The 19325-nt window shown below is 56.4% G+C and carries 16 protein-coding genes; 10 read left to right on the top strand and 6 right to left on the bottom strand.

What is annotated here, in order from left to right:
* Positions 1–249: 249 nt before the first annotated feature.
* A complete protein-coding gene (locus tag PEL01S_RS12520) occupies positions 250–4731 on the top strand; it encodes an S-layer homology domain-containing protein (RefSeq protein WP_127460532.1) in 4482 nt (1493 codons plus the stop codon).
* A gap of 78 nt (positions 4732–4809) precedes the next feature.
* Here the strand turns inward: PEL01S_RS12520 and PEL01S_RS12515 are convergent, their stop codons facing one another.
* The 6 genes from PEL01S_RS12515 to PEL01S_RS12490 form a co-directional block, all read right to left on the bottom strand.
* The gene (locus PEL01S_RS12515; RefSeq protein ID WP_127460531.1) at positions 4810–5157 is read right to left on the bottom strand and encodes a DoxX family protein; all 348 of its coding nucleotides are present in this window, start codon (positions 5155–5157) and stop codon (positions 4810–4812) included.
* 157 nt (positions 5158–5314) lie between these two features.
* Positions 5315–5494 carry a type II toxin-antitoxin system RelE/ParE family toxin gene (locus PEL01S_RS35695; RefSeq protein WP_371860699.1) on the bottom strand — a complete coding sequence of 60 codons (180 nt, stop codon included), beginning with the start codon at positions 5492–5494 and terminating at the stop codon, positions 5315–5317.
* Between the two features lie 22 nt (positions 5495–5516).
* Entirely contained in the window at positions 5517–5699 is a 183-nt protein-coding gene (locus tag PEL01S_RS12505) for a hypothetical protein (protein ID WP_063186202.1), read from the bottom strand.
* A 163-nt stretch (positions 5700–5862) separates the two neighbouring features.
* Positions 5863–7005 (bottom strand): GNAT family N-acetyltransferase, encoded by a 1143-nt coding sequence (locus PEL01S_RS12500; protein ID WP_127460529.1) that lies wholly within the window; start codon positions 7003–7005, stop codon positions 5863–5865.
* A gap of 33 nt (positions 7006–7038) precedes the next feature.
* Positions 7039–7950 carry an N-acetylmuramic acid 6-phosphate etherase gene (gene murQ / locus PEL01S_RS12495; protein WP_127460528.1) on the bottom strand — a complete coding sequence of 304 codons (912 nt, stop codon included), beginning with the start codon at positions 7948–7950 and terminating at the stop codon, positions 7039–7041.
* 14 nt (positions 7951–7964) lie between these two features.
* Positions 7965–8906: a BadF/BadG/BcrA/BcrD ATPase family protein gene (locus PEL01S_RS12490; RefSeq protein WP_127460527.1), complete on the bottom strand. Its 942-nt coding sequence runs from the start codon at positions 8904–8906 to the stop codon at positions 7965–7967.
* Positions 8907–9115: 209 nt separating this feature from the next.
* Here PEL01S_RS12490 and PEL01S_RS12485 point away from each other — a divergent pair, with 209 nt between their 5' ends.
* From PEL01S_RS12485 to PEL01S_RS12445, 9 genes are all read left to right on the top strand, one after another.
* Positions 9116–9988 (top strand): MurR/RpiR family transcriptional regulator, encoded by an 873-nt coding sequence (locus PEL01S_RS12485; protein ID WP_063186210.1) that lies wholly within the window; start codon positions 9116–9118, stop codon positions 9986–9988.
* A gap of 16 nt (positions 9989–10004) precedes the next feature.
* Positions 10005–11381 (top strand): ABC transporter substrate-binding protein, encoded by a 1377-nt coding sequence (locus PEL01S_RS12480; RefSeq protein ID WP_127460526.1) that lies wholly within the window; start codon positions 10005–10007, stop codon positions 11379–11381.
* Between the two features lie 97 nt (positions 11382–11478).
* Positions 11479–12423, top strand: a complete 945-nt coding sequence (locus tag PEL01S_RS12475) for a carbohydrate ABC transporter permease (protein WP_204343792.1) — start codon at positions 11479–11481, stop codon at positions 12421–12423.
* Between the two features lie 12 nt (positions 12424–12435).
* Positions 12436–13269: a carbohydrate ABC transporter permease gene (locus PEL01S_RS12470; RefSeq protein WP_010498490.1), complete on the top strand. Its 834-nt coding sequence runs from the start codon at positions 12436–12438 to the stop codon at positions 13267–13269.
* Positions 13270–13286: 17 nt separating this feature from the next.
* Positions 13287–14399, top strand: coding sequence for an ABC transporter ATP-binding protein (locus tag PEL01S_RS12465; RefSeq protein WP_127460525.1), 1113 nt, complete (start codon positions 13287–13289; stop codon positions 14397–14399).
* Between the two features lie 209 nt (positions 14400–14608).
* Positions 14609–15328, top strand: coding sequence for a DUF2189 domain-containing protein (locus PEL01S_RS12460; RefSeq protein ID WP_127460524.1), 720 nt, complete (start codon positions 14609–14611; stop codon positions 15326–15328).
* A 3-nt stretch (positions 15329–15331) separates the two neighbouring features.
* Entirely contained in the window at positions 15332–16507 is a 1176-nt protein-coding gene (locus tag PEL01S_RS12455) for an exo-beta-N-acetylmuramidase NamZ family protein (protein WP_127460523.1), read from the top strand.
* Positions 16507–18123 carry a beta-N-acetylhexosaminidase gene (gene nagZ / locus PEL01S_RS12450; RefSeq protein WP_127460544.1) on the top strand — a complete coding sequence of 539 codons (1617 nt, stop codon included), beginning with the start codon at positions 16507–16509 and terminating at the stop codon, positions 18121–18123. The genes PEL01S_RS12455 and nagZ overlap by 1 nt, the downstream gene beginning before the upstream one ends.
* Positions 18117–19307, top strand: a complete 1191-nt coding sequence (locus PEL01S_RS12445; protein ID WP_127460522.1) for an anhydro-N-acetylmuramic acid kinase — start codon at positions 18117–18119, stop codon at positions 19305–19307. Before nagZ ends, PEL01S_RS12445 begins: the two co-directional genes overlap by 7 nt.
* Positions 19308–19325 lie beyond the last annotated feature (18 nt).

The following is a 19325-nucleotide window of genomic DNA, read 5'->3' as shown; positions in this document are numbered from 1 at the left end:
CACAAAATAAAAATATGGACGAATTGGGAAAAAGATACGAATTTGAGTTATCTCACCCTTTCCGGCAAGTTTTGCGGCCGGTGCGGACTCGAACGGCTGTTTTTTTCGAAAGGTGTTCAGATTTTGTTCAGAAGCGGTTGGTAAAGTGAACAAAAAATGTTCTTTAAAACGAAGGAGGGTGAGACGCGAAGATACAAAAACGAAAAGTAGAATTGCTATTTCAGGAGAGATGAAAAAGGAGCGGGAACGATGAAATTGCATCGATCGAAATGGATGTCATGGCTGCTCATGATTTCTATGGTGGTAACCCTGCTGCAGCCGGCTTTGCAGGCCCATGCGGCGGAAGACAGCGTGAGGTGGGTTACTTATAAGAATGACGATTTTTCCAATGCAAAACAACTCGCGCTGTTCTCGTTGAACGGCTCTGCCAAAGTAGAAACGGACAACAAAAACCGCCAGGTGTTGCGTTTAACCGAGGCATTAACCAACAAGTTCGGCACGGCTTTTAACAAAAAGCTTATTGCTCCGGGTGACAATTATTCGTTCAGCACGTTTTTTAAATTCCGGTTGAATGAGAATAAGTTAGGTAATCCGGCCGACGGCATTACCTTTACAATTCAAGCTGAATCCAACACTGCGGGATCGGTAGGGGTAGGTATCGGATACGGGGGAATCAAGCCCAGCTTTGCGGTGAAATACGATACGTATAAAAACACCGATATGTCCGATCCGTCGAACAATTACATCGGGCTGGCCGTAAACGGGGACGTTAAAAACTCGACCCCCGGTTGGTATACATCGGCGAACGAGCTTAATTCGCAAGGCATAATTCTTTCAAGCGGCACAGACTATTATTCGTGGATCGATTATGACGGGTCCGGCAATAACGTCAAAGTTTATATCAGCAGCACGGAAGCTCGGCCGATCGATCCTGTATTGAATGTCAACAATATCGATTTGGCCGACACATTCAAAGGGAAGCCGGGGGTTTATGCAGGATTTACTGCGGCAACAGGTGGCGCTTTCGAGAGACACGACATCATTTCGTGGTATTTCACGAACGAGCTGGCTCCGATCGATACGACGAAATATCAATACAAGCAGGCTCCGACGAACGTAACCGTCAATACCGTGCCGACAGGGCAGCCTGGACAATTCCAAGTCATTGCCACGCTCTATGATGTCGACGGAAATCCGGTTTCGGACGCTCCGGTCCGCTTTGCCTCGACACAGGGCAATTTGACGAACAAGGATGCGATTTCGGATGGTAGCGGCCGGGGAACGACGGTTCTGGATTTCGGAAGCGGTACGCCTTCGGGCGAAGTGACGGCCAAGGTGATGGTCGGAGGCGCTTATGCTACCGTTACGATTCCGCCTTCGCCGACGAACCTGAAAGCCGGAACGACGCCGGAGACGGCTAACAAGCTGACCTGGAATACCGTGACCGGCGCCACGTATTACAATCTGTATAAAGACGGGGCGTTGTATGCGACGAATGTCAGCAGCGCCACGTACCAGGTAACCGATCTTGCGCCGGGAGAGTTTGCGACATTCACCGTGACGGCGGTAGTCAAAGGCGAGAACGGCGTGATGGAATCCGCGCCGTCCAACAGCGTAACGCTTCCGACTTCGGCAAACCTTACGTTGGATAGCATCCGCTATACGCTGCCGGTAGGCTCTACACATCAAACGGTCGTTTCTTCCGTTTACTCGAACGGAACCAAAGTCGAAGTAACGAATCAATCCGTGTTCAGCTCCGCTAACAACGCTATAGTCACCATCAGTCCGAGCGGACTCGTTACGGCTGTCGGTGCAGGAACGACGGTGATCTATGCCGTTTATAATGGAACAACATTGCAAGCCTCGATTACGGTGCCTATTGCGGCTCCGACAGGGGTTGCAACGGACAATGTGACATCCACAAGCGCAACGTTGAACTGGAATGCGGTTCCGGGCGCGCAGTCCTATAATATTTACGATAACGGGAAATTGATTGCCTCCGGTATAACCGATACCCGTTATATGGTGACGGGACTTAAACCGGGAACGAACCACAACTTTACCGTAAGCGCGGTAAGCAACGGGATCGAATCGCCGGCTTCCGGCGCTACGGGAACGACTACATCGACGATGCGCGATCTGGTGGTAACTCCGGCTAACTATACGCTTGTACCGGGCGCCACTCATCAGACGCAGGCGATAGCCGTTTATTTGGACGAAAGCATTAAAGATGTAACGAAAAAAGCAACCTACGTTTCCTCGAATCCCGATATCGTGTCGGTCGATGCGAATGGTGTGATTACGGCCAAAGCTCCGGGAACGGCCGTCATTACCGTAACCTACGATGGAAAAACCGCGACGGAAACCATTGTAGTTCAAGAGCAGGTGCCGCCGTTCAACTTAACATTGAAAAAATCGCCTGACTCCATTCCGGGAGACGGCAGCTCCAAAGTGACGTTGAGCGCGGGCGTCGTGTCGACGGACGGAAGCCCGGTTGCCGGCGTGCCGGTGACGTTCCACTTCGGAAATAGTAAGAATGATGTAACGGCAATTACGAATGAGCAAGGGATTGCTTCCATCGAGTACACTGCACCGGCGCTTCAGGGCCTTACGCCTCTGAACGAAGTGGTCACGGTATCGGCGAAAGATCCGAAATCCGGATTGACGAAGCAGGAAAGCATAGAAGTGACTTACATGCCTGCAGCCGTTCGAGGGATCGTGATCGATCAGGTAACAGGAAAGCCGGCGGCGGGAGCCACGGTTTCGATTTCCGCCGATTTTAACGGGGACGGAATCGTCGATTTCATTTCGACTGTAACGACCGCACAAGACGGTTCCTACCAAATCGGGGTACCTCGGGGCAACTTCGCGTATACGATGAATATTCAAACGCCGGTACAGCTCGGAAACCGGACGGTAACCTTGAACAGCACGCAAACGGCAGTTGTGGGCCAATTGAATGCGGCAGGCCAAAAGATTGATTCCGCCAACAAAATCAGCGGTCAACTGTTTATCGCGCCGTCCGCTTCGAACGTGCAGCAGACGCCGGAAAGCTTGTTCGGAAGCGGCAATGTCAGCGCCGTCATCCAAGGCATCAACGGGACCGTTTTCCAATCGACCCTGGCGCTAAAAGCCGATGGAAGCTTCGAATTGGAGAAAGTACCAGGCGGCCAGTACAAAATTTCGTACCAGATTAAAGCGCCGAATGGCGTCGTGTTGGCCGGACCGCCGGCGATCGTGAACGTGAAGCAAAACGGAGAATTGGGCGTTGTCTACTCCTTGATCGATCCTTATGGCACGATTACTGACGAGGCTTCCGGCAAGCCGGTTGACGGGGTTAGCGTGAAGCTGTATTGGGCAGATACGGAGCTGAATAAACAAAACGGCCGTACGCCGCATACGCCTGTCGAACTGCCTGAATTGACCGCTTTTGCGCCAAATAAGAATCACAACCCGCAGCTGTCGGACGCTGCCGGACAGTACGCTTGGATGGTGTATCCGAATGCAGACTATTATATTGTCGCGACAAAAGCGGGGTACTACGATTACAGCACACTTACAGCGAAACCGAACATGCCTGCGGCAGATGGCTCGGACAGCTACATTAAAGACGGCATTATTCATGTCGGGCAAGATATCGTAGCCTTCGATTTCAAGATCCGGCAAATTCCTGCGAGTAACAATTCATCCACTTCGTACGGCGGCGGATTTTACTACGGATCTGCAACGTCCGATGTTACTTTGAATCTGTCTGTGGATAAAAACCTTGTAAAAGAAGGCGAGCAATCGACGATTACGGTCGACTATAAGAACCAGTCGGTCTTCTCGATCGATGCTGGAGTCGTCACCGTCACGATCCCGGCCGGAGCGGAAGTGATCGATGCGGACGGCGGTACCGTGAGCGGAAACACGGTGACGTGGAAAGTCGGCAAGCTGTCGGCCGGTCAAGCGGGAAGCTACAAGCTCAAGCTGAAATGGAAAACGGTCGCCGCAGCGGATGCGGAATTCGACATTCAAGCAAAGTTCACGGTGGAAGGAAATACATCGAGCTCTGCGAAGGCCGACTCTGCGGTCAAGATGAAAGTGTTTTCCGACCGCTTCGGAAATCTGAAGCATCAACGCTATATTTTAGGATATCCGGATGGCAAGTTTCACCCGGAGAACGCTCTGACCCGTGCAGAGCTGGCAGCGATTGTTGCGAGAATGAAGGAAAATGCAAAGGTAACCGACGCTCTTGCTTATAACGATGTTCAAGAGAGCCATTGGGCGGCGAATTACATCAAGATTGCAACGAAATACGGCTACTTTAACGGCTTCGAAGACGGCAGCTTCCGTCCGGAAGCGAAGGTATCCAGAGGTGAGCTGGCCTCCGTTATGGCGCGTTTCCTGAGCCTGAATGTCAGCGCATCCGGCGAGAATCATTTTAAGGATGTCAGCGAACATTGGGCAGGGAATGCGATTGAAGAACTGTACCGCGGCAAATTTCTTGCCGGTTACGAGGACGGAACCTTCAAGCCTGCGGACAGCATCCGCAGGGTCGAAGCGGTAACGATGATTAACCGGATGCTGTATCGCGGTCCGCTGAAAGGGGTTGCCCCTCAGTTCCCGGATGTCGCGGAAAGCCACTGGGGTTTTGGCGACGTGCAGGAAGCTACCGTTTCACACGAATCCGTAAGGAACGCCGACGGAAGCGAAGCTTGGAAGAGCAGCATGACAGACGATGTGCAATAATTGAAACTTAAAAGATAGACCGCTCCGTCCCTAGTGGGATGGGCGGTCTATTTTTTGTTCCGCGAAAGGCGAAGGAGTTTACCGCGCGGTAGCGATCAAGACAACGGACAGCGCAAGCATCAAAGCGGCGTTAGTGGCCATGACAGGCCGGTGCTTCGCCCGGAACAGATGCGCGTGAATCGCTCCCAGCATCAAAGCGACGAAGAACAAACCGACATAAGGCAGCAGCACGGGAAACCGGAAACCGACGAGAAGCGCGACGACGCCTGCAAGCTCTCCGAGGCCCGTAAGGGTCAAAAACCACATTGGGTAACGGTATTCGTTCCAATGCTGAACCATCGACGGCGTCCTCTTGAGTTTCATAAATGAGGACAGCGAAAACATCCCGGCCAGTATAATTTGAATGGCGATAACGAGGGTGGACAAGATAACCGCTCCTTCACACAAATATATTACTTTTAAGTAATGTTACTATAAAGTAATATAAATCTGATGTGAGCGTTTGTCAACGCAAAAAAAAGCGGGCCGAAGCCCGCTTAGAGTGTTGAGATAAAAAAATAACACCCACATCAAATATGGGGAGTTATTGGCCATTCCAATTTGTAGCTCCATGTATGAAGCTTAAAATAATGACTTGATCTTCTTCGATTTTGTAGATCATCCTATATCGGTGTAAAAAAATCTCTCTTACATCCGGGTTGCTGATTTCAGGTACGATTCTCCCTCTATTGGGGAAAAGACTCAACGTCTTGGCTCTTTCCATTGACTTGCGGTTTTTGTCCATACTACTGATTTAGCCATTTAGACATCCGCTTCTCGATTTCTTCATGAGATATAACGTCGCCTTTGTCTATATCATCAAGTCCTTGTTGAATCTTCTTGCGAACATATAATGTATATTGAATATCCTCAAGTGAGCAATCGTCAGGCAAATTGTCAATGATTTGTTTTACTTCGTCTTTAAGCATAATTATCACCTCAGAAGAAGTATAACATATTTTTTAAGTCGACAACTATGAATGGGGGCTTTGAGACACGGAAAACAATAAAAAAATGAGCAGTATTTCTCTGCTCATTATCGAGTTTAGCTTATCTAATCATTTTAGTTATCAACGGAAGGCTAACGCCCGCTCACACATAATTCAACCCCGCCGTAAACGGAAACGGCACCGGGAACAGCTCTTTCAGCCCGCTGCGAAGCACGGAGTGCTCCGCCATACCTTCGTCTCCGCCGAAGACGAGCGAGATGAACGCCTGCGGGTCCAGCTCCGCCGACAAGCCGTCGTATTCGAGCTTGACCCGTCCGTCGCCCGCGGATTGCACGCGAAGCGCTTCATGGCGGCCCGGAGCCGCTTCCGCCCAGAACGGCCGGAGCTGCTCGATCAAGCGCTCGGGCCGGAGCACGTTGACGGTGCCTTGATTCGGCTCCTCTTGGTACGGCACCGATTCGAGCGCATCCAGCCAATCGCTTTCGTGCACGGAAACCGGGAGCTGGATCTGCTCCAGCTCCAGCCGCGTGAGCGCATGCGCGGCCAGCAGCGCAATGGCCGGGCCGTCCCCGGCGGCTTCGATCAGGAACGGAACGCGCTTCGGAACGAGCGGCGGATTCGGCACGGCGGCGACAAGAAACGCCGCTGGCTTCCCGTCCCGCTCGGCGATGAGCACCCGGTGCTTCATCTTAATGCAGCTGACGAGCGCCTCGTTATGGACCAGATTCGCCAGGTCGGTGACGCTGTGCTCGAAGCGGGCCACTCTTGCGCCCGCCAATTCCCGCATATACAGCCAATCGGTCGGTTCCAGATCGCGCACCTGTATTCCTTCCGAAGCGTGTCGGCTTTGCAGCGCCTGCGCCGCAGCGGCATCCACCGTATACCTTCGGACAACACCGAACGGCAGGCAATTGACCCGCGTATACAAGGAACGGCCGCCCGAAATGAGCAGCAGGGACGCGCCCGCCTTGTCGATATGATCAAAAATGCGCTGTAGAATCAGGCTGGCGTAGCCTTTGCCCCGGGCATCCGGATCGGTGCCGACGGAGCCAAGCTGATACGTGCCGAGTGCTGCTTTTCCGATGCGGATCGTAACAGGCACGAGTCCCATAAACGAGACCAGCTTGCCGTCCTCGAACGCCCCGTAAGACTGGCCCAAGGCCGTTGAAAACACGTCGGGAAACGCAGGTTGCATCGAAATCTGCTGCGCATCGCGAAAAATCGAATCCGAAAGCTTAACCGCTTCGGCCATCTCGTCCGGCCGGACGAGCCGTATGTCTGCCACCGTAAATTCTCCTCCTTGGTCCTCGATCCCGTGTTAATTGCCGTTTGCCAGCGCCACCGCCTGGCGTACAAAACCGCCCGAGCGCTCCAGCAGCTCGCGCGCGCCGTCCCGGTCCGTTTTCGCCAAAATCATGACGATCGCGGTTTTGACGTGTCTTCCGGACGCGGTATACGCTTCGCTAATCACATCCTCCGGCGCACCGGTCGCCATGCCGATAATCCGTTTGGCACGGTAGACGAGCTTCTCGTTGGAAGGAAGGACATCCACCATAAGATTCTCGTATACTTTGCCGATGCGGATCATGGAGGCGGTCGTCAGCATGTTCAGGATCAGCTTTTGTGCGGTGCCCGATTTCATCCGGGTCGAGCCTAGCACGGCCTCTGGACCGGCGACGGCTTCCAGCATCAGATCGGCGATGCCGGCCATCGGGGTGTTCTCGTTATTGCAAAGACCGATCACGGTCGCTTGCTTTTCCTTCGCGCGCTTCATGGCGCCGAGCACATATGGGGTGCGGCCGCTGGCGGCGATGCCGACGACTACGTCGCGGTCCGTTACGCCGTGCTCGTCAATATCCTTCGCGCCAAGCTCCTCGCTGTCTTCCGCACCTTCGACCGGGTCTTTGACCGCTTGAAAGCCCCCCGCAATGATGCCCTGCACCATGGACGGGTCCGTTCCATAGGTCGGCGGACATTCGGACGCATCGAGAATGCCGAGCCGCCCGCTGGTGCCGGCGCCGATGTAGAACAGCCGGCCCTGCCGCTGAAAAGCAGCGACGATCCGGTCGACGGCCTGCGCAACTTGCGGCAGGATGCGGCCCACCGCTTCGGTGACCAGACGGTCCTCTGCGTGGATGAGCCGTACGATTTCCTCGGAACTGAGCCGGTCGATTTGCGTCGTATTCGGATTGCGCTGTTCGGTAGTTAATTCGTTCAGCAGGTTATACATAGGGACTGCTCCTTTTATCGCATTCTTTGAAAGAGCTCGAAGCCGAGCAAGGCGGCGCCGTAAGCAGCGGGCTGCTCGGAAGCCGGGTGCAGGCGCAGCCCGGGGAACGTTTCGGAGATCGTCTGCCGGAACGTATCGGCGAACAAAGGAGAATGCTTGAACACCGAGCCCGTCGTTACAAGGTCCGAACCTGAGAACCAGGCGTCCTTGCGGACCAAGGCTGCCACGGCGACGGCTAGCTCCGCAGCCGCGCTTTCAATAATGCGCACGGCAACGGCATCCCCTTGCTTGCTTGCGTTGATGCACAGCTCGGCGAAGGCGGCGACGTCTTTTTTGCGAATGTCCGGTCCGTAGATGTACGTTTTCAGTTCGGTAATTGCGTCAAAGCTATACGTGTGCCGGATCATATCCGTTAAGGCCGTTGCCGGACTGATGTCATCATGACTGCGCATCACGGCTTGCAGCGCGTGAAGTCCGATTTGGTAACCGCTTCCTTCATCGCCCAGCAGATGCCCCCAGCCGCCGACCCGGTAGCGCCGGCCTTCCGGTGTGCAGCCGAAGACGATCGAGCCGGTGCCGGAGACGACGGCGATGCCGTATTCGCGGCGAAGCGAAGCCATCAGGACGATTTCGGCATCGTTGCGCACGAAAATCTCGAACGCGGTACCGGTTCGGGTCTGGTAAGCCCGGAGGACGGCTTCGACCGCTTGCTTTTCCTCCGGCGTATCGGTACCGGCCATGCCGATGCAGACGGCAAGACAGCGTCCGTTTGCGCAGGCTTCATGTTGAAGCACTTCGTCCAACACGGCTTCCAGATGACGGGAGGCCAGCTCGAAGCCAATCGCCTTCGAATTTGTCGATTCGCCCGTACAACCGAAGAGCCGGTTGCCTGAAGTGTCGATGACGAGCGCTTCCGTCTTGGTTCCGCCGCCGTCGATTCCAACGATATAGTCCATCCTTTTCACCCTCTTTGCATAATTCGAGTATAAGACAACGAGGCTTGGTTTGTAAAACAAAATTTCACGTTATAAAAATAATATTGATTTAAAATTTCAAATGAGATATAATGAGTTTGATCATTGGAAACGGTATCAATAACATGAATTTGTTTTAATTAATAACTTTATATGTGATAATATCTTACATATAGGAGGGGGTGAGCGCAATGCATGGAGGTTTGGTTCGGTTAAGAGAGATTTTAGAAGGGCTGAATCCTTCGGAGAAAAAGGTCGCGGAATACGTGCTCGCGCATCCCGAGCGGATGATCGAGCTGTCGGTCGCCCAGTTGGCCGAAGCGAGCGGAGCCAGTCAGGCCGCTATCATCCGGTTGTGCAAATCGATGGGCGTGAAGGGTTACCAGGATTTGAAGCTGAAGGTGGCGGGAGACCTCCGGGAAACGGGGGGCGTGCAGGGCTACCAGGAAATCCGGCCGCAGGATTCGATTGCGACGATCGTGCAGCACGTTTCCAACAATAATATTCAAGCGATCCACGACACCGTGAAAATTCTCGATTTGGAGCAGGTGTCCAAGGCGGTGGAGGCGCTTCATCAGGCGAAGCGGATTTATTTCTTCGGCATCGGCGCTTCCAATCTGATCGGCCAGGACGCGCAGCAGAAGTTTTTGCGCATCAACCGGACGTGCTTCTGCTTCGCCGATCCGCATGTGCAGCTGGCGTCGGCAGTTACCTTGACCGAGGAGGATGTCGCCGTCGGCATCTCGTACTCCGGTGAAACAAAGGAAGTCATCGCCGCCCTGAAGGCCGCTCAGCAGAACGGTGCCGTGACCATCGGCATCACAAAGTACGGCAGCACAACGCTCGCCCAGTACACGGACATTCCGCTCTGCATCTCCTCGACGGAGAACGAGATTCGAAGCGGAGCGATGTCGTCCAGGATTACCCAGCTTAACGTGATCGATATTTTATATCTCGGGGTCGCCAGCAACAACTACGAGCAGTCCGTCATGTACCTCGACCGGAGCCGTCAGGCGATCCGGGAACTTGCGAACGGCATGGCCAAACTTAATCATAAAAGCTAACTAGGGGGATGGATGTATGAAGGTCAGCAAACTGCTTGCCATGACGGTAGCTTTAAGTCTCGTATTTGTTTCCGCCTGCTCCAAAAAAGAGGGGGGAGCCAACGCCCCGGCCGGCGAAGCCGCAAAAGACGACAAGAAGCCCGATACCGTCAGGGTATGGGCCTACCCGGTTCATGGGGATTACGAGAAGGACATCAAGGAACTGATCGCCGATTTCAACAAGCAGTACCCGCATATTAAAGTAGAGTACGAAGTGCTGTCCTGGGCCGAAGGCCCGAAGAAATTCGACATTGCTCTGAACGCGGGCGACCCGCCGGATTTGTATTACCATGCGGTGTCGGGGCACTATGTCAACACGGGGCTTGCTATCCAGCTCGACCAGTTCCTGACCCCGGAAATCAAGGACGATTACTTGCCGGGTATGCTTGATCTGGGCAAAATTCAAGGCAAGCAATACGGGCTGCCGCTGACCGCGGGACAATGGAATTGGGGCGGCAACAAGCGCATTTTGGAAGAAGCGGGTGTCGACTGGAAGAAGATTCAGGAGAAGGGCTGGACCTGGTCCGAATTCAGCGACATCGCCAAGAAGATGACGAAGAAGCTGCCTGACGGCTCGATGCAGTACGGTCTCGCGACGGACGGCACCAGCCTCGATTTCAGCCAGTTGATTGCGCAAAACGCCGGTCTGGTCGACGTATTGGACGAGAAGGGCAAGTTCATTTGGAACGACGACAAAATTCTCGACTCCCTCAAATTCATCGACGGTCTGATGAAGGATGGCGTGATGCCGAAGGAAACGGGCGGGCTCAACCCGCAGCAAAGAACGCAAATGTTCTACGATAGCAAAGCCGCCGTCATCAGCAAAGCGCTGCCTTATTACGATACGATTATCGCCAACCGCAACAAGGATATCGACGCGGGCAAAGTGAAGGGCGAGAAAATCGAATTCGTCCTGCTTCCGGTTCCGCATCATGAGAATGCGCCGGGCAAGACGTACGTGATGGGTGAAGGCTACGTCATGTTCAAGCAGAAGAACGACAAGGGCGAGCAGCACGCGAAGAACGCTTTCCTCGTGATGGAAGCGCTGAGCGGTGCGAAAGCGGGGAACTCCTCCAACGAGCTGAACCTGCCGTTCGTCCGCAAGTCCCAGGCAACAATGTACGAAGGCAAAGGCAAAGCCCAGAAGTACAACTGGGAAGCCGCACAAAATTTCATGAAGAGCACCACGAGATCGGTCGAGAGCAATCTGGACGTCGACAAGTCGACGAAGCTGAAGCAGTTCCAGGAGCAAGTGCAGAAACCGGCCATTCAGGCGCTGTTCGCCGGGGAGAAAACACCGGAGAAAATCGCCGAAGAATTCAAAGCCAAAGGCAAGCAAATGTTCGGCCAGTAATGCAGCAACAAGCCGCGCGAAAAGGTGCCCTGTATGGAGTCATATGGGGCCTTTTTTTTCGGACTCGCCGGCATAGGCATGATGAAGGAGGATCGCCATGAACCATTTACACAACGGGCCGGGCGTGCCGGGCCCAGCCATCCGGCAGAGGAAGGCGAACACTTCCGTCAAGCAGTTCATCCGGGATTACGGCTGGTCGTACTTGTTTATCCTCGTTCCGGTGCTGCTCTTTCTGGTGTTCACCCTGTATCCGGTCATCTCGGCGTTTCTGATGAGCTTTCAGAAGTACACCGTCATGAAAACGGACTGGGTCGGCCTGGATAACTACAAGTTTATGTTTCAGGACGAAGTGTTCTGGAAGTCGATGAAAAATACCGTGATTTTCACCATCGGCACGGTGCCGGTCAACATTATTTTGACATTCGTGCTCGCTTTTCTCATCTTTCAGATGCGCCAGTCGTGGCAGACGTTTTTTAAAGCGGCCTTGTACTTGCCGGGCGTCGTCTCGGGTGTGACGATCTCGCTCGTCTGGCTGGCGATCTTCGATCCGACCCCTTGGGGACCGATGAACACGGTGCTCGGCTGGTTCGGCATCGATCCGGTCATCTGGCTCGGCAAATCGAACAGCGCGTTGTTTTCGCTGATGTTGATGACGTACCTCGGCTCGCACGGGGGCGGCATCATCCTGTACCTTGCGGCGATGGGCGGCATTCCGAAATCGCTGTACGAGGCGGCGGACATCGACCATGCGAGCGGCTGGACGAAGTTCACGAAAATTACGTGGCCGCTGCTCAAGCCGACGACGCTGTACTTGCTGGTGACGGGGGTCATCACCTCGTTTCAGGTGTTCATCAGCGTGTACCTGATGACGCAGGGCGGCCCGAACTTCGCCACGACGACGATTGCCTATCTCATTTACCAGACGGCGTTCGTATTTTACGATTTCGGCCTGGCCTCCGCGCAATCGTTCGTGCTCGCGATCGTCATTATTCTCATCTCGATCATTCAATTCAAATATTTCTCATCGGACATCGAATATTAAGGGGTGAACGCGTTGAGCAACCAATCGAAAGTAATCTTCATCGGAGTTGCAGCGATCATTCTTGCTTTCTGGGCGGTCATCACGGTCATCCCCTTGTACTGGATGATTATCGGCTCGTTCCAAGATTCGCTGGCCTCGGCCGTCTTTAGGCCGCAGATGATTCCGGACATTTGGTCCGTCGCGCCGTACGAGCGCTTTTTCACGAAAAATAACGCCGTCCAATGGCTGTTGAACTCGCTGTTCGTCTCTTCGGTGCTGACCGTCACGAACCTGCTCTTCGCTTCCATGGCAGGCTATGCGTTCGCGAAGCTGAAGTTTCCCGGGAGCAATTCGATCTTCTGGGTGCTGCTTGGCACGATGATGATTCCGGCGCAGGTCACGCTGATTCCGCTGTACGTGCTGGTGATCAACGTTTTCGACCTGGCAGATACGTATACGGCGATGATCGTGCCGACCTTGGTCAGCGTCGGGAATATTTTTCTCATGAAGCAGTATATGTCCACGTTACCGACATCGCTTATTCATGCCGCACGCATCGATGCCTGCAGCGAATTCGGCATTTTTTATAAAATCATCCTGCCGATGGCCAAGCCCGGGCTCGCCGTTCTGGCGATCTTCACGTTCGTGGCGAACTGGAACGATTTTTTCTGGCCGTTCCTCGTGACGCGCTCGAGTGAGATGCGGACGATTCAGGTCGGTCTCGCCAGCTTCAAATTTGCCGAGTCCACGGACTACGGCGCGATCATGGCGGGCGCGACCATCGGGGCTCTGCCGATGATCATCCTGTTCTTCTCGCTGCAAAAATATTTCCTGCAAGGGATCACCATAGGAGCCGTGAAAGGCTAGAAGGAGGAAGCGAAGCGATGGCACGCGTGGTGTTTCAAAATATACGCAAAGAGTATGTGGACGACAAAAAAGGGACTTTCACCGCGGTCGAAAGCTCCAATTTTGTGATCGAAGACCGGGAATTCGTCGTGTTCGTCGGTCCCTCGGGCTGCGGCAAAACGACCTCCCTGCGCATGATCGCGGGGCTGGAGCGGCAGACAAGCGGCGATATTTACATCGGAGACCGCCTCGTCAATCAGATGCACCCAAAGGACCGCGATATTGCAATGGTGTTTCAGGATTATGCCTTGTACCCGCATATGACCATTGAAGAAAACTTGTCCTTCGGCCTCAAAAACCTGAAGCGCCCGAAGGAGGAGATCCAGCGCAAGGTGAAGGAGGCGTCGGCGATTCTGGGGCTGACCGACATGCTGGAACGCAAGCCGCGGGAGCTCAGCGGCGGGCAGCGCCAGCGGGTGGCGGTCGGACGCGCGATCGTGCGCGATCCGCAGGTGTTCCTGTTCGACGAGCCACTCTCGAACCTCGACGCGAAGCTGCGCATTCAGATGCGGGTGGAGCTGGCGGAGCTGCACAAGCGGCTCGGCGCGACCATCGTCTACGTAACCCACGATCAGGTCGAAGCGATGACGCTAGGCGAACGGATCGTCGTCATGAACCAGGGGCGCATTCAGCAGATTGCGTCGCCGACGGAGCTGTACAACCGGCCGAGCAATATGTTCGTCGCCGGATTTATCGGGTCGCCGGCCATGAACTTTATGGACGCGCGCATCGAGCGGGGACACGTGCATGTGGAAGGGGCCTCCTTCGCCCTGACGGATGTCGCTGTCCGGGGATTGAAGGCGTACGAAGGCAAAAGCATCATTCTGGGCGTGCGTCCGGAGCATATATACGGCGAGGAGTTCATGCCGCCGGCCGCATCGGCGTACCGGCTGAATGCCGTCGTGCAAGTCGTGGAAAATCTGGGCGCGGAGAACCTTGTCTACTTCCGAGTCGGCCAGCGGATGGTGACGGCCCGCGTCCATCCGGAGACGGCGGCGCAGGTGGGGCAGTCGAAGCTGTTCGCCTTCGACGGAGGCAAGCTGAGTTTCTTCGATCCGGCTACGGAAGAGCGCATCGTGCTGGAGGCGTAAGCGTAAAAGAAGCCGGAAAGCCCGGTGAATAGCAAACGCTGCGCATCCGAAGCGCTCTTCCGATCGCTCTTGTTCCCGGATTTCATGATCATATAACCCCTTAAAAGGTTGAAATCCGGAAACAAAGGCGAACACTTCGTTTCTACAGAGCGCTTTCGGCTGCTTCGCTCATATTCACCGGACTTTTCTAGAAAAAGGAGGTATGTCCGATGCGAAAGCTTAGTGAAATCATGGTGCGGTCCGGATTGCAAACGTACCGCGAAATCATACATGTCGCCTTGTTCAGCATCGTCAGCTCGCTCGTTTTGTTTCCGGTGCTGCTCTTCCTGCCTGTGCCGCTGGCCCTGCTATTGCTGGTGCTGCTGAACGTGCCTTTGGCGGCGGGTGCGCTCTACGCGTGTCACCGCATCCTGCAAGGGGAGAAGGGGAGCGTACGGACCATGCTCAAAGGAACGTTGGCCCATTACGGCTCTTCGTTCGTCTTTGGGCTCGTCTGCGCTTTGTTTGTGCTGATCCTCGTTTCCTCCTGGTGGTACTACGGCAGCCGGAGTGGGATGATGTCTTTGGCGCTGGCCGTGTTTCAGACTTACTTCGTAGCCCTCTTTTTCATATCGCAAACCTATACGCTGTCTTTGGTCGTTCAGGAGCGGCTCGGCATCTTCAGCGCCATGGGCCGCAGCGTCAAGCTGTTCGTCGCCCGTCCGATGTATACGATCGGCGCTTGCTTTCAGATGCTGTGCTTTGCCGTTCTGCTGGGCGTGACGGTTATCGGCTTCGCCTGCTTGTATATGGGCATGATCGGATTTTTTGCGAACCTGGTGACGGCGAACGTGCTGCGGAAGGATGAGGAGGCATCCCCGTCCGGCAGCGGGGCGGACGAATCGACCGCCGTATCCGGCGACTTTCATCTTGCAGGCAGGGAGAGCTGAACGATGGAGAGGATGGTACAGACCGGAGCAGATCGTCTTTCGCTGCTGGAATCTGAGCTTCATGGATTGCGTTTCGGGCTGCTGACGAACCCGACGGGCATCAACCGGCGGTTCGAATCCGTGATCGACCGGTGCGCCGGGTTCAAGTCGGCGGCTTTGACGGCGCTGTTCGCTTGCGAGCACGGCATTCGCGGCGAGCGGCAGGCGGGGGTACGCTTTGGCGACGAGAAGGACGACAAGACGGGGATTCCCGTCTTTAGTTTATATGGGGACCATAAACGGCCCACGGAAGAAATGATGGCCGGTGTGGACGCCGTCGTTTTCGACATTCAGGATTTGGGCGTGCGCTTTTACACCTATTTAAGCACGCTGGTGTACATGATGGAAGCGTGCGCGGCCTACGGAAAACGGCTAATCGTGCTCGACCGGCCGAATCCGCTCGGCGGGATCGTCAGCGAGGGCGGGATGCTGGAGGCGGGTTACGAATCGATGGTCGGCGCGTGGGTGGTGCCGTTCCGCACGGGGCTGACCATCGGCGAGTTTGCAGAGTACGTGAACAGCCACATGCCTGTGCGGTGCAGCTTGCAGGTCGTGCCGCTGCTCGGCTGGAGGCGGGACATGGAGTATCCCGCGACGGGGCTGCCATGGATCATGCCTTCGCCCAATATACCGACGATGGACACGGTGCGGGTATATGCGGGAAACTGCCTGTTCGAAGGCACGAACGTGTCCGAAGGACGGGGGACGACGCGGCCGTTCGAGCTGCTCGGCGCGCCCTGGATGGACGGACGCGCGGTCGGCGAAGCGGTGAACCGTCTGGGACTGTCGGGCGTGCACGCGCAGCCGGTTCATTTTACGCCGACGTTCTCGAAGTATCAGGGCGAGCTGTGCAGCGGCGTGCAGTTATTCGTGACCGATCCGGCGGCATACCGTTCCGTCGCGACGGCGCTGCATCTGCTGCATACGGTTGCGGTGCTCTACCCGGCGCAGTTCCAATGGACGCCGCCGTTTAAGGAAGGGCGGAAGCCTTTTATCGACTATTTGTCCGGCAGCGATCTGGTCCGGACTTCGATTCATACGGAGACGGGGCTGAACCGGATTTTATCGTTATGGGACGCGCAGGCGAAGGCATGGAACGACGCGAGGCGGCCTTATTTGTTGTACGGAGGGGAAGCGTGATGGAGCTTGCAGGCATGACGTTGGAGGAAAAGGTCGGACAGCTTATCCAGGCAGGCTTCCACAGTTTGGAGCCGGACGAGCATATTTTGGACCTGATCGAACGGCGGCGGATCGGCGGCGTTATTTTGTTCGCGCGCAATGTGCAGAGCACGGCGCAGGTCGCGGCTTTGACCGGGAAGCTGCAGGAGGCGGCGCAGCGGGCGGGGACGGCTCCGCTGTGGATTTCCATCGATCAGGAAGGCGGCATGGTGGCGCGTATAACGGAAGGCGTCGCACTGATGCCGGGAGCGATGGCGATTGCCGCCGGGGGCTCGGTGGAAGCGGCGTACGAAGCGGCACTCGTTGCCGGGCGCGAGCTGCATGCGCTTGGCGTCAACATGAATTTCGCGCCGGATCTGGATATCAACAATAATCCGGCCAATCCGGTGATCGGGGTGCGCTCCTTCGGTGAATCCCCGAAGGCCGTTGCGGAGTACGGAGCGGCTTCGATCCGTGGCTTTCAGGACGCGGGCGTGTCGGCGACGGCGAAGCATTTTCCGGGACATGGCGACACCGCGACGGATTCACATCTCGACCTGCCGACGATCCCGCATTCGCGCGAGCGCATCGAAGCGGTCGAACTGGTGCCGTTCCGGCGTGCCGTTGCCGCAGGCGTCGATGCGGTCATGTCGTCGCACATCGTGTTTGCGGCGTTCGAGCCGGAGCGGCTGCCCGCGACCTTATCCCGCCGCGTGCTGACGGGACTGCTGCGAGAGGAGCTTGGCTTCGACGGCGTCATCGTGACGGATTGCATGGAGATGCAGGCGATTGTCGCTCACTACGGCACGGTTGAAGCGGCAGTCATGGCCGTGGAAGCGGGCGCGGACATCGTCTTGATCAGCCACAGCCGCGAGCTGCAGGAAGGCGCCCTCGACGCGCTGCTGGAGGCGGTCCGCTCCGGGCGGATCAGTGAGGAGCGGATCGACGCGTCGGTTCGCAGGCTGCTTGCGCTGAAGCGGAAGCGGCTGGCCGCCGGGACGGAGCCGCATGAAGCGGCGCTCCGCCTCGTCGGCTGCGAGGCGCACCGGCAGACGGCCCAGCGGATCAGCGAGGCCAGCGTGACGCTGGTCAAAGACGAGGAGCGGCTGCTGCCGCTGCGGCGCGTTCCGACGCTGGTGATCCATACGTCGGCGGTCGCGACCTCGATTGCCGACGAAGCCGTCGATATGCCGCATACGCTCGGAAAAGCGCTGGCCGCGCAAGGGCTGGACGTTATCGAGCGGATCATTCCTGTATCTCCGGACGACGAGGCGCTACAAGCGCTGTTGACGCAGGCCGAGCCGTTCGGGCAGGTCGTCGTGGGCACGTACAACGCATCCTTTTATCCCGGGCAGGTCCGGTTGATCGAAGCGTTGCAATCGCTGGGCAATCGTCCGGTAGTGGTTGCGCTGCGCAATCCGTACGATCTGCGCGAATTTCCAGCCGTATCGGCCTATGTGGCCGTGTACGAATCGAGGTCGCTTGCGCTGGAGAGCGCGGCCAAGGGGCTAACAGGCGCGACTCCGATGAGGGGCAGGCTGCCGGTTACGATCAGCGAAGCTTACCCGGTCGGATGGGGGGCGGACGGATCATGCTAGCGTCCTACTTCCGCAAGCCGCAGCGACTGGTCGTCGGGCTGATGTCCGGCACGTCGCTCGATGGCGTCGATGCCGCGATCGTCCGCATCGAAGGGCAGGGACTCGATACGAAGGTCGAGCTCGTTCATTATACCGCGGTTCCTTACGACGACACGCTGCGCGAGAAGCTGAAGGAGCTGTGCAGCCTGGACCGGTCGAACGTGGCGATGGTGTGCGGCATGAACTTTTACCTCGGCCGCATCTTCGCGGAGGCGGTGCGGCTGGCCGCTGCGGAAGCGGGGCTGCCGATGGACGAGATCGACCTCGTCAGCTCGCACGGCCAGACGGTGTGGCACATTCCCGAAGCCGACCCGAGCGAGTGGCATCAGGTCCGCTCGACGCTGCAAATCGGCGATCTGTCGGTGATCGCCAAGCTTACCGGCAAGCCGGTCGTCGGCGACTACCGGACCGCCGATATGGCGGTTGGCGGGCAAGGCGCGCCACTCGTACCGTACGCCGATTTCATCCTGTTCCGGCAGGCGGACAAGGGCCGCATCGCGCAAAATATCGGCGGCATCGGCAACTGCACCGCCATCCCGGCGGGCGGTCTGCCGGAGGATGTCATCGCCTTCGATACGGGACCGGGCAACATGCTGATCGATGAAGCCGTGTATCAGTTGTCCGGCGGGTCGAAGAGCTATGACGACGGAGGCGCTTGGGCGGCGCAAGGGCGGGCGGACAACTCGCTCGTAGAACGGATGCTGAGCCATCCGTACTTCGCGCTGAAGCCCGTGAAGACGACGGGCCGCGAAATGTTCGGCAAGCCGTACGCCGCAGAATGGATCGGTGAAGCACGGCGTCTGGGGCTCGCAGACGCGGACATCGTCGCCACATTCACGGCCTTCACCGCGCGCTCCATTGCCGCAGGCTACCGCGACTTCGTCTTCCCCGCCTGCCGGGCGGACGAAGTGATCGTGTCTGGCGGCGGGGCGCACAACCGGACGCTGCTGCGCACGCTTGCCGGGCTGCTGCTGGAGCAGCGGGTGCTCACGTCGGATGCGTTCGGCATCTCCGGCGATGCCAAGGAAGCGATCGCGTTCGCCTTGTTCGCGAACAATTTCCTGCACGGTATCCCGAACCAACTGCCGTCTGCGACCGGCGCTTCGCGTCCTGCCGTTATGGGCAAGCTCGCTTTGCCGGAATGACCGGATATTTACCCAAAA

The organism is Paenibacillus elgii NBRC 100335 (assembly GCF_004000865.1).
GTDB classification, from domain to species: domain Bacteria; phylum Bacillota; class Bacilli; order Paenibacillales; family NBRC-103111; genus Paenibacillus_G; species Paenibacillus_G elgii.
Note: the sequence above shows the minus strand (reverse complement) of the source record. Positions and strands in the feature narration are given on the sequence as shown.

What these genes read in the sequence shown, in the direction of transcription:
- PEL01S_RS12520 (WP_127460532.1), top strand. Translation starts at nt 250, where the DNA reads ATGAAATTGCATCGATCGAAATGGATGTCATGGCTGCTCATGATTTCT.
- PEL01S_RS35695 (WP_371860699.1), bottom strand. Translation starts at nt 5,494, where the DNA reads ATGGAAAGAGCCAAGACGTTGAGTCTTTTCCCCAATAGAGGGAGAATC.
- PEL01S_RS12505 (WP_063186202.1), bottom strand. Translation starts at nt 5,699, where the DNA reads ATGCTTAAAGACGAAGTAAAACAAATCATTGACAATTTGCCTGACGAT.
- murQ (WP_127460528.1), bottom strand. Translation starts at nt 7,950, where the DNA reads ATGTATAACCTGCTGAACGAATTAACTACCGAACAGCGCAATCCGAAT.
- PEL01S_RS12490 (WP_127460527.1), bottom strand. Translation starts at nt 8,906, where the DNA reads ATGGACTATATCGTTGGAATCGACGGCGGCGGAACCAAGACGGAAGCG.
- PEL01S_RS12485 (WP_063186210.1), top strand. Translation starts at nt 9,116, where the DNA reads ATGCATGGAGGTTTGGTTCGGTTAAGAGAGATTTTAGAAGGGCTGAAT.
- PEL01S_RS12480 (WP_127460526.1), top strand. Translation starts at nt 10,005, where the DNA reads ATGAAGGTCAGCAAACTGCTTGCCATGACGGTAGCTTTAAGTCTCGTA.
- PEL01S_RS12475 (WP_204343792.1), top strand. Translation starts at nt 11,479, where the DNA reads ATGAACCATTTACACAACGGGCCGGGCGTGCCGGGCCCAGCCATCCGG.
- PEL01S_RS12465 (WP_127460525.1), top strand. Translation starts at nt 13,287, where the DNA reads ATGGCACGCGTGGTGTTTCAAAATATACGCAAAGAGTATGTGGACGAC.
- PEL01S_RS12460 (WP_127460524.1), top strand. Translation starts at nt 14,609, where the DNA reads ATGCGAAAGCTTAGTGAAATCATGGTGCGGTCCGGATTGCAAACGTAC.
- PEL01S_RS12455 (WP_127460523.1), top strand. Translation starts at nt 15,332, where the DNA reads ATGGAGAGGATGGTACAGACCGGAGCAGATCGTCTTTCGCTGCTGGAA.
- nagZ (WP_127460544.1), top strand. Translation starts at nt 16,507, where the DNA reads ATGGAGCTTGCAGGCATGACGTTGGAGGAAAAGGTCGGACAGCTTATC.
- PEL01S_RS12445 (WP_127460522.1), top strand. Translation starts at nt 18,117, where the DNA reads ATGCTAGCGTCCTACTTCCGCAAGCCGCAGCGACTGGTCGTCGGGCTG.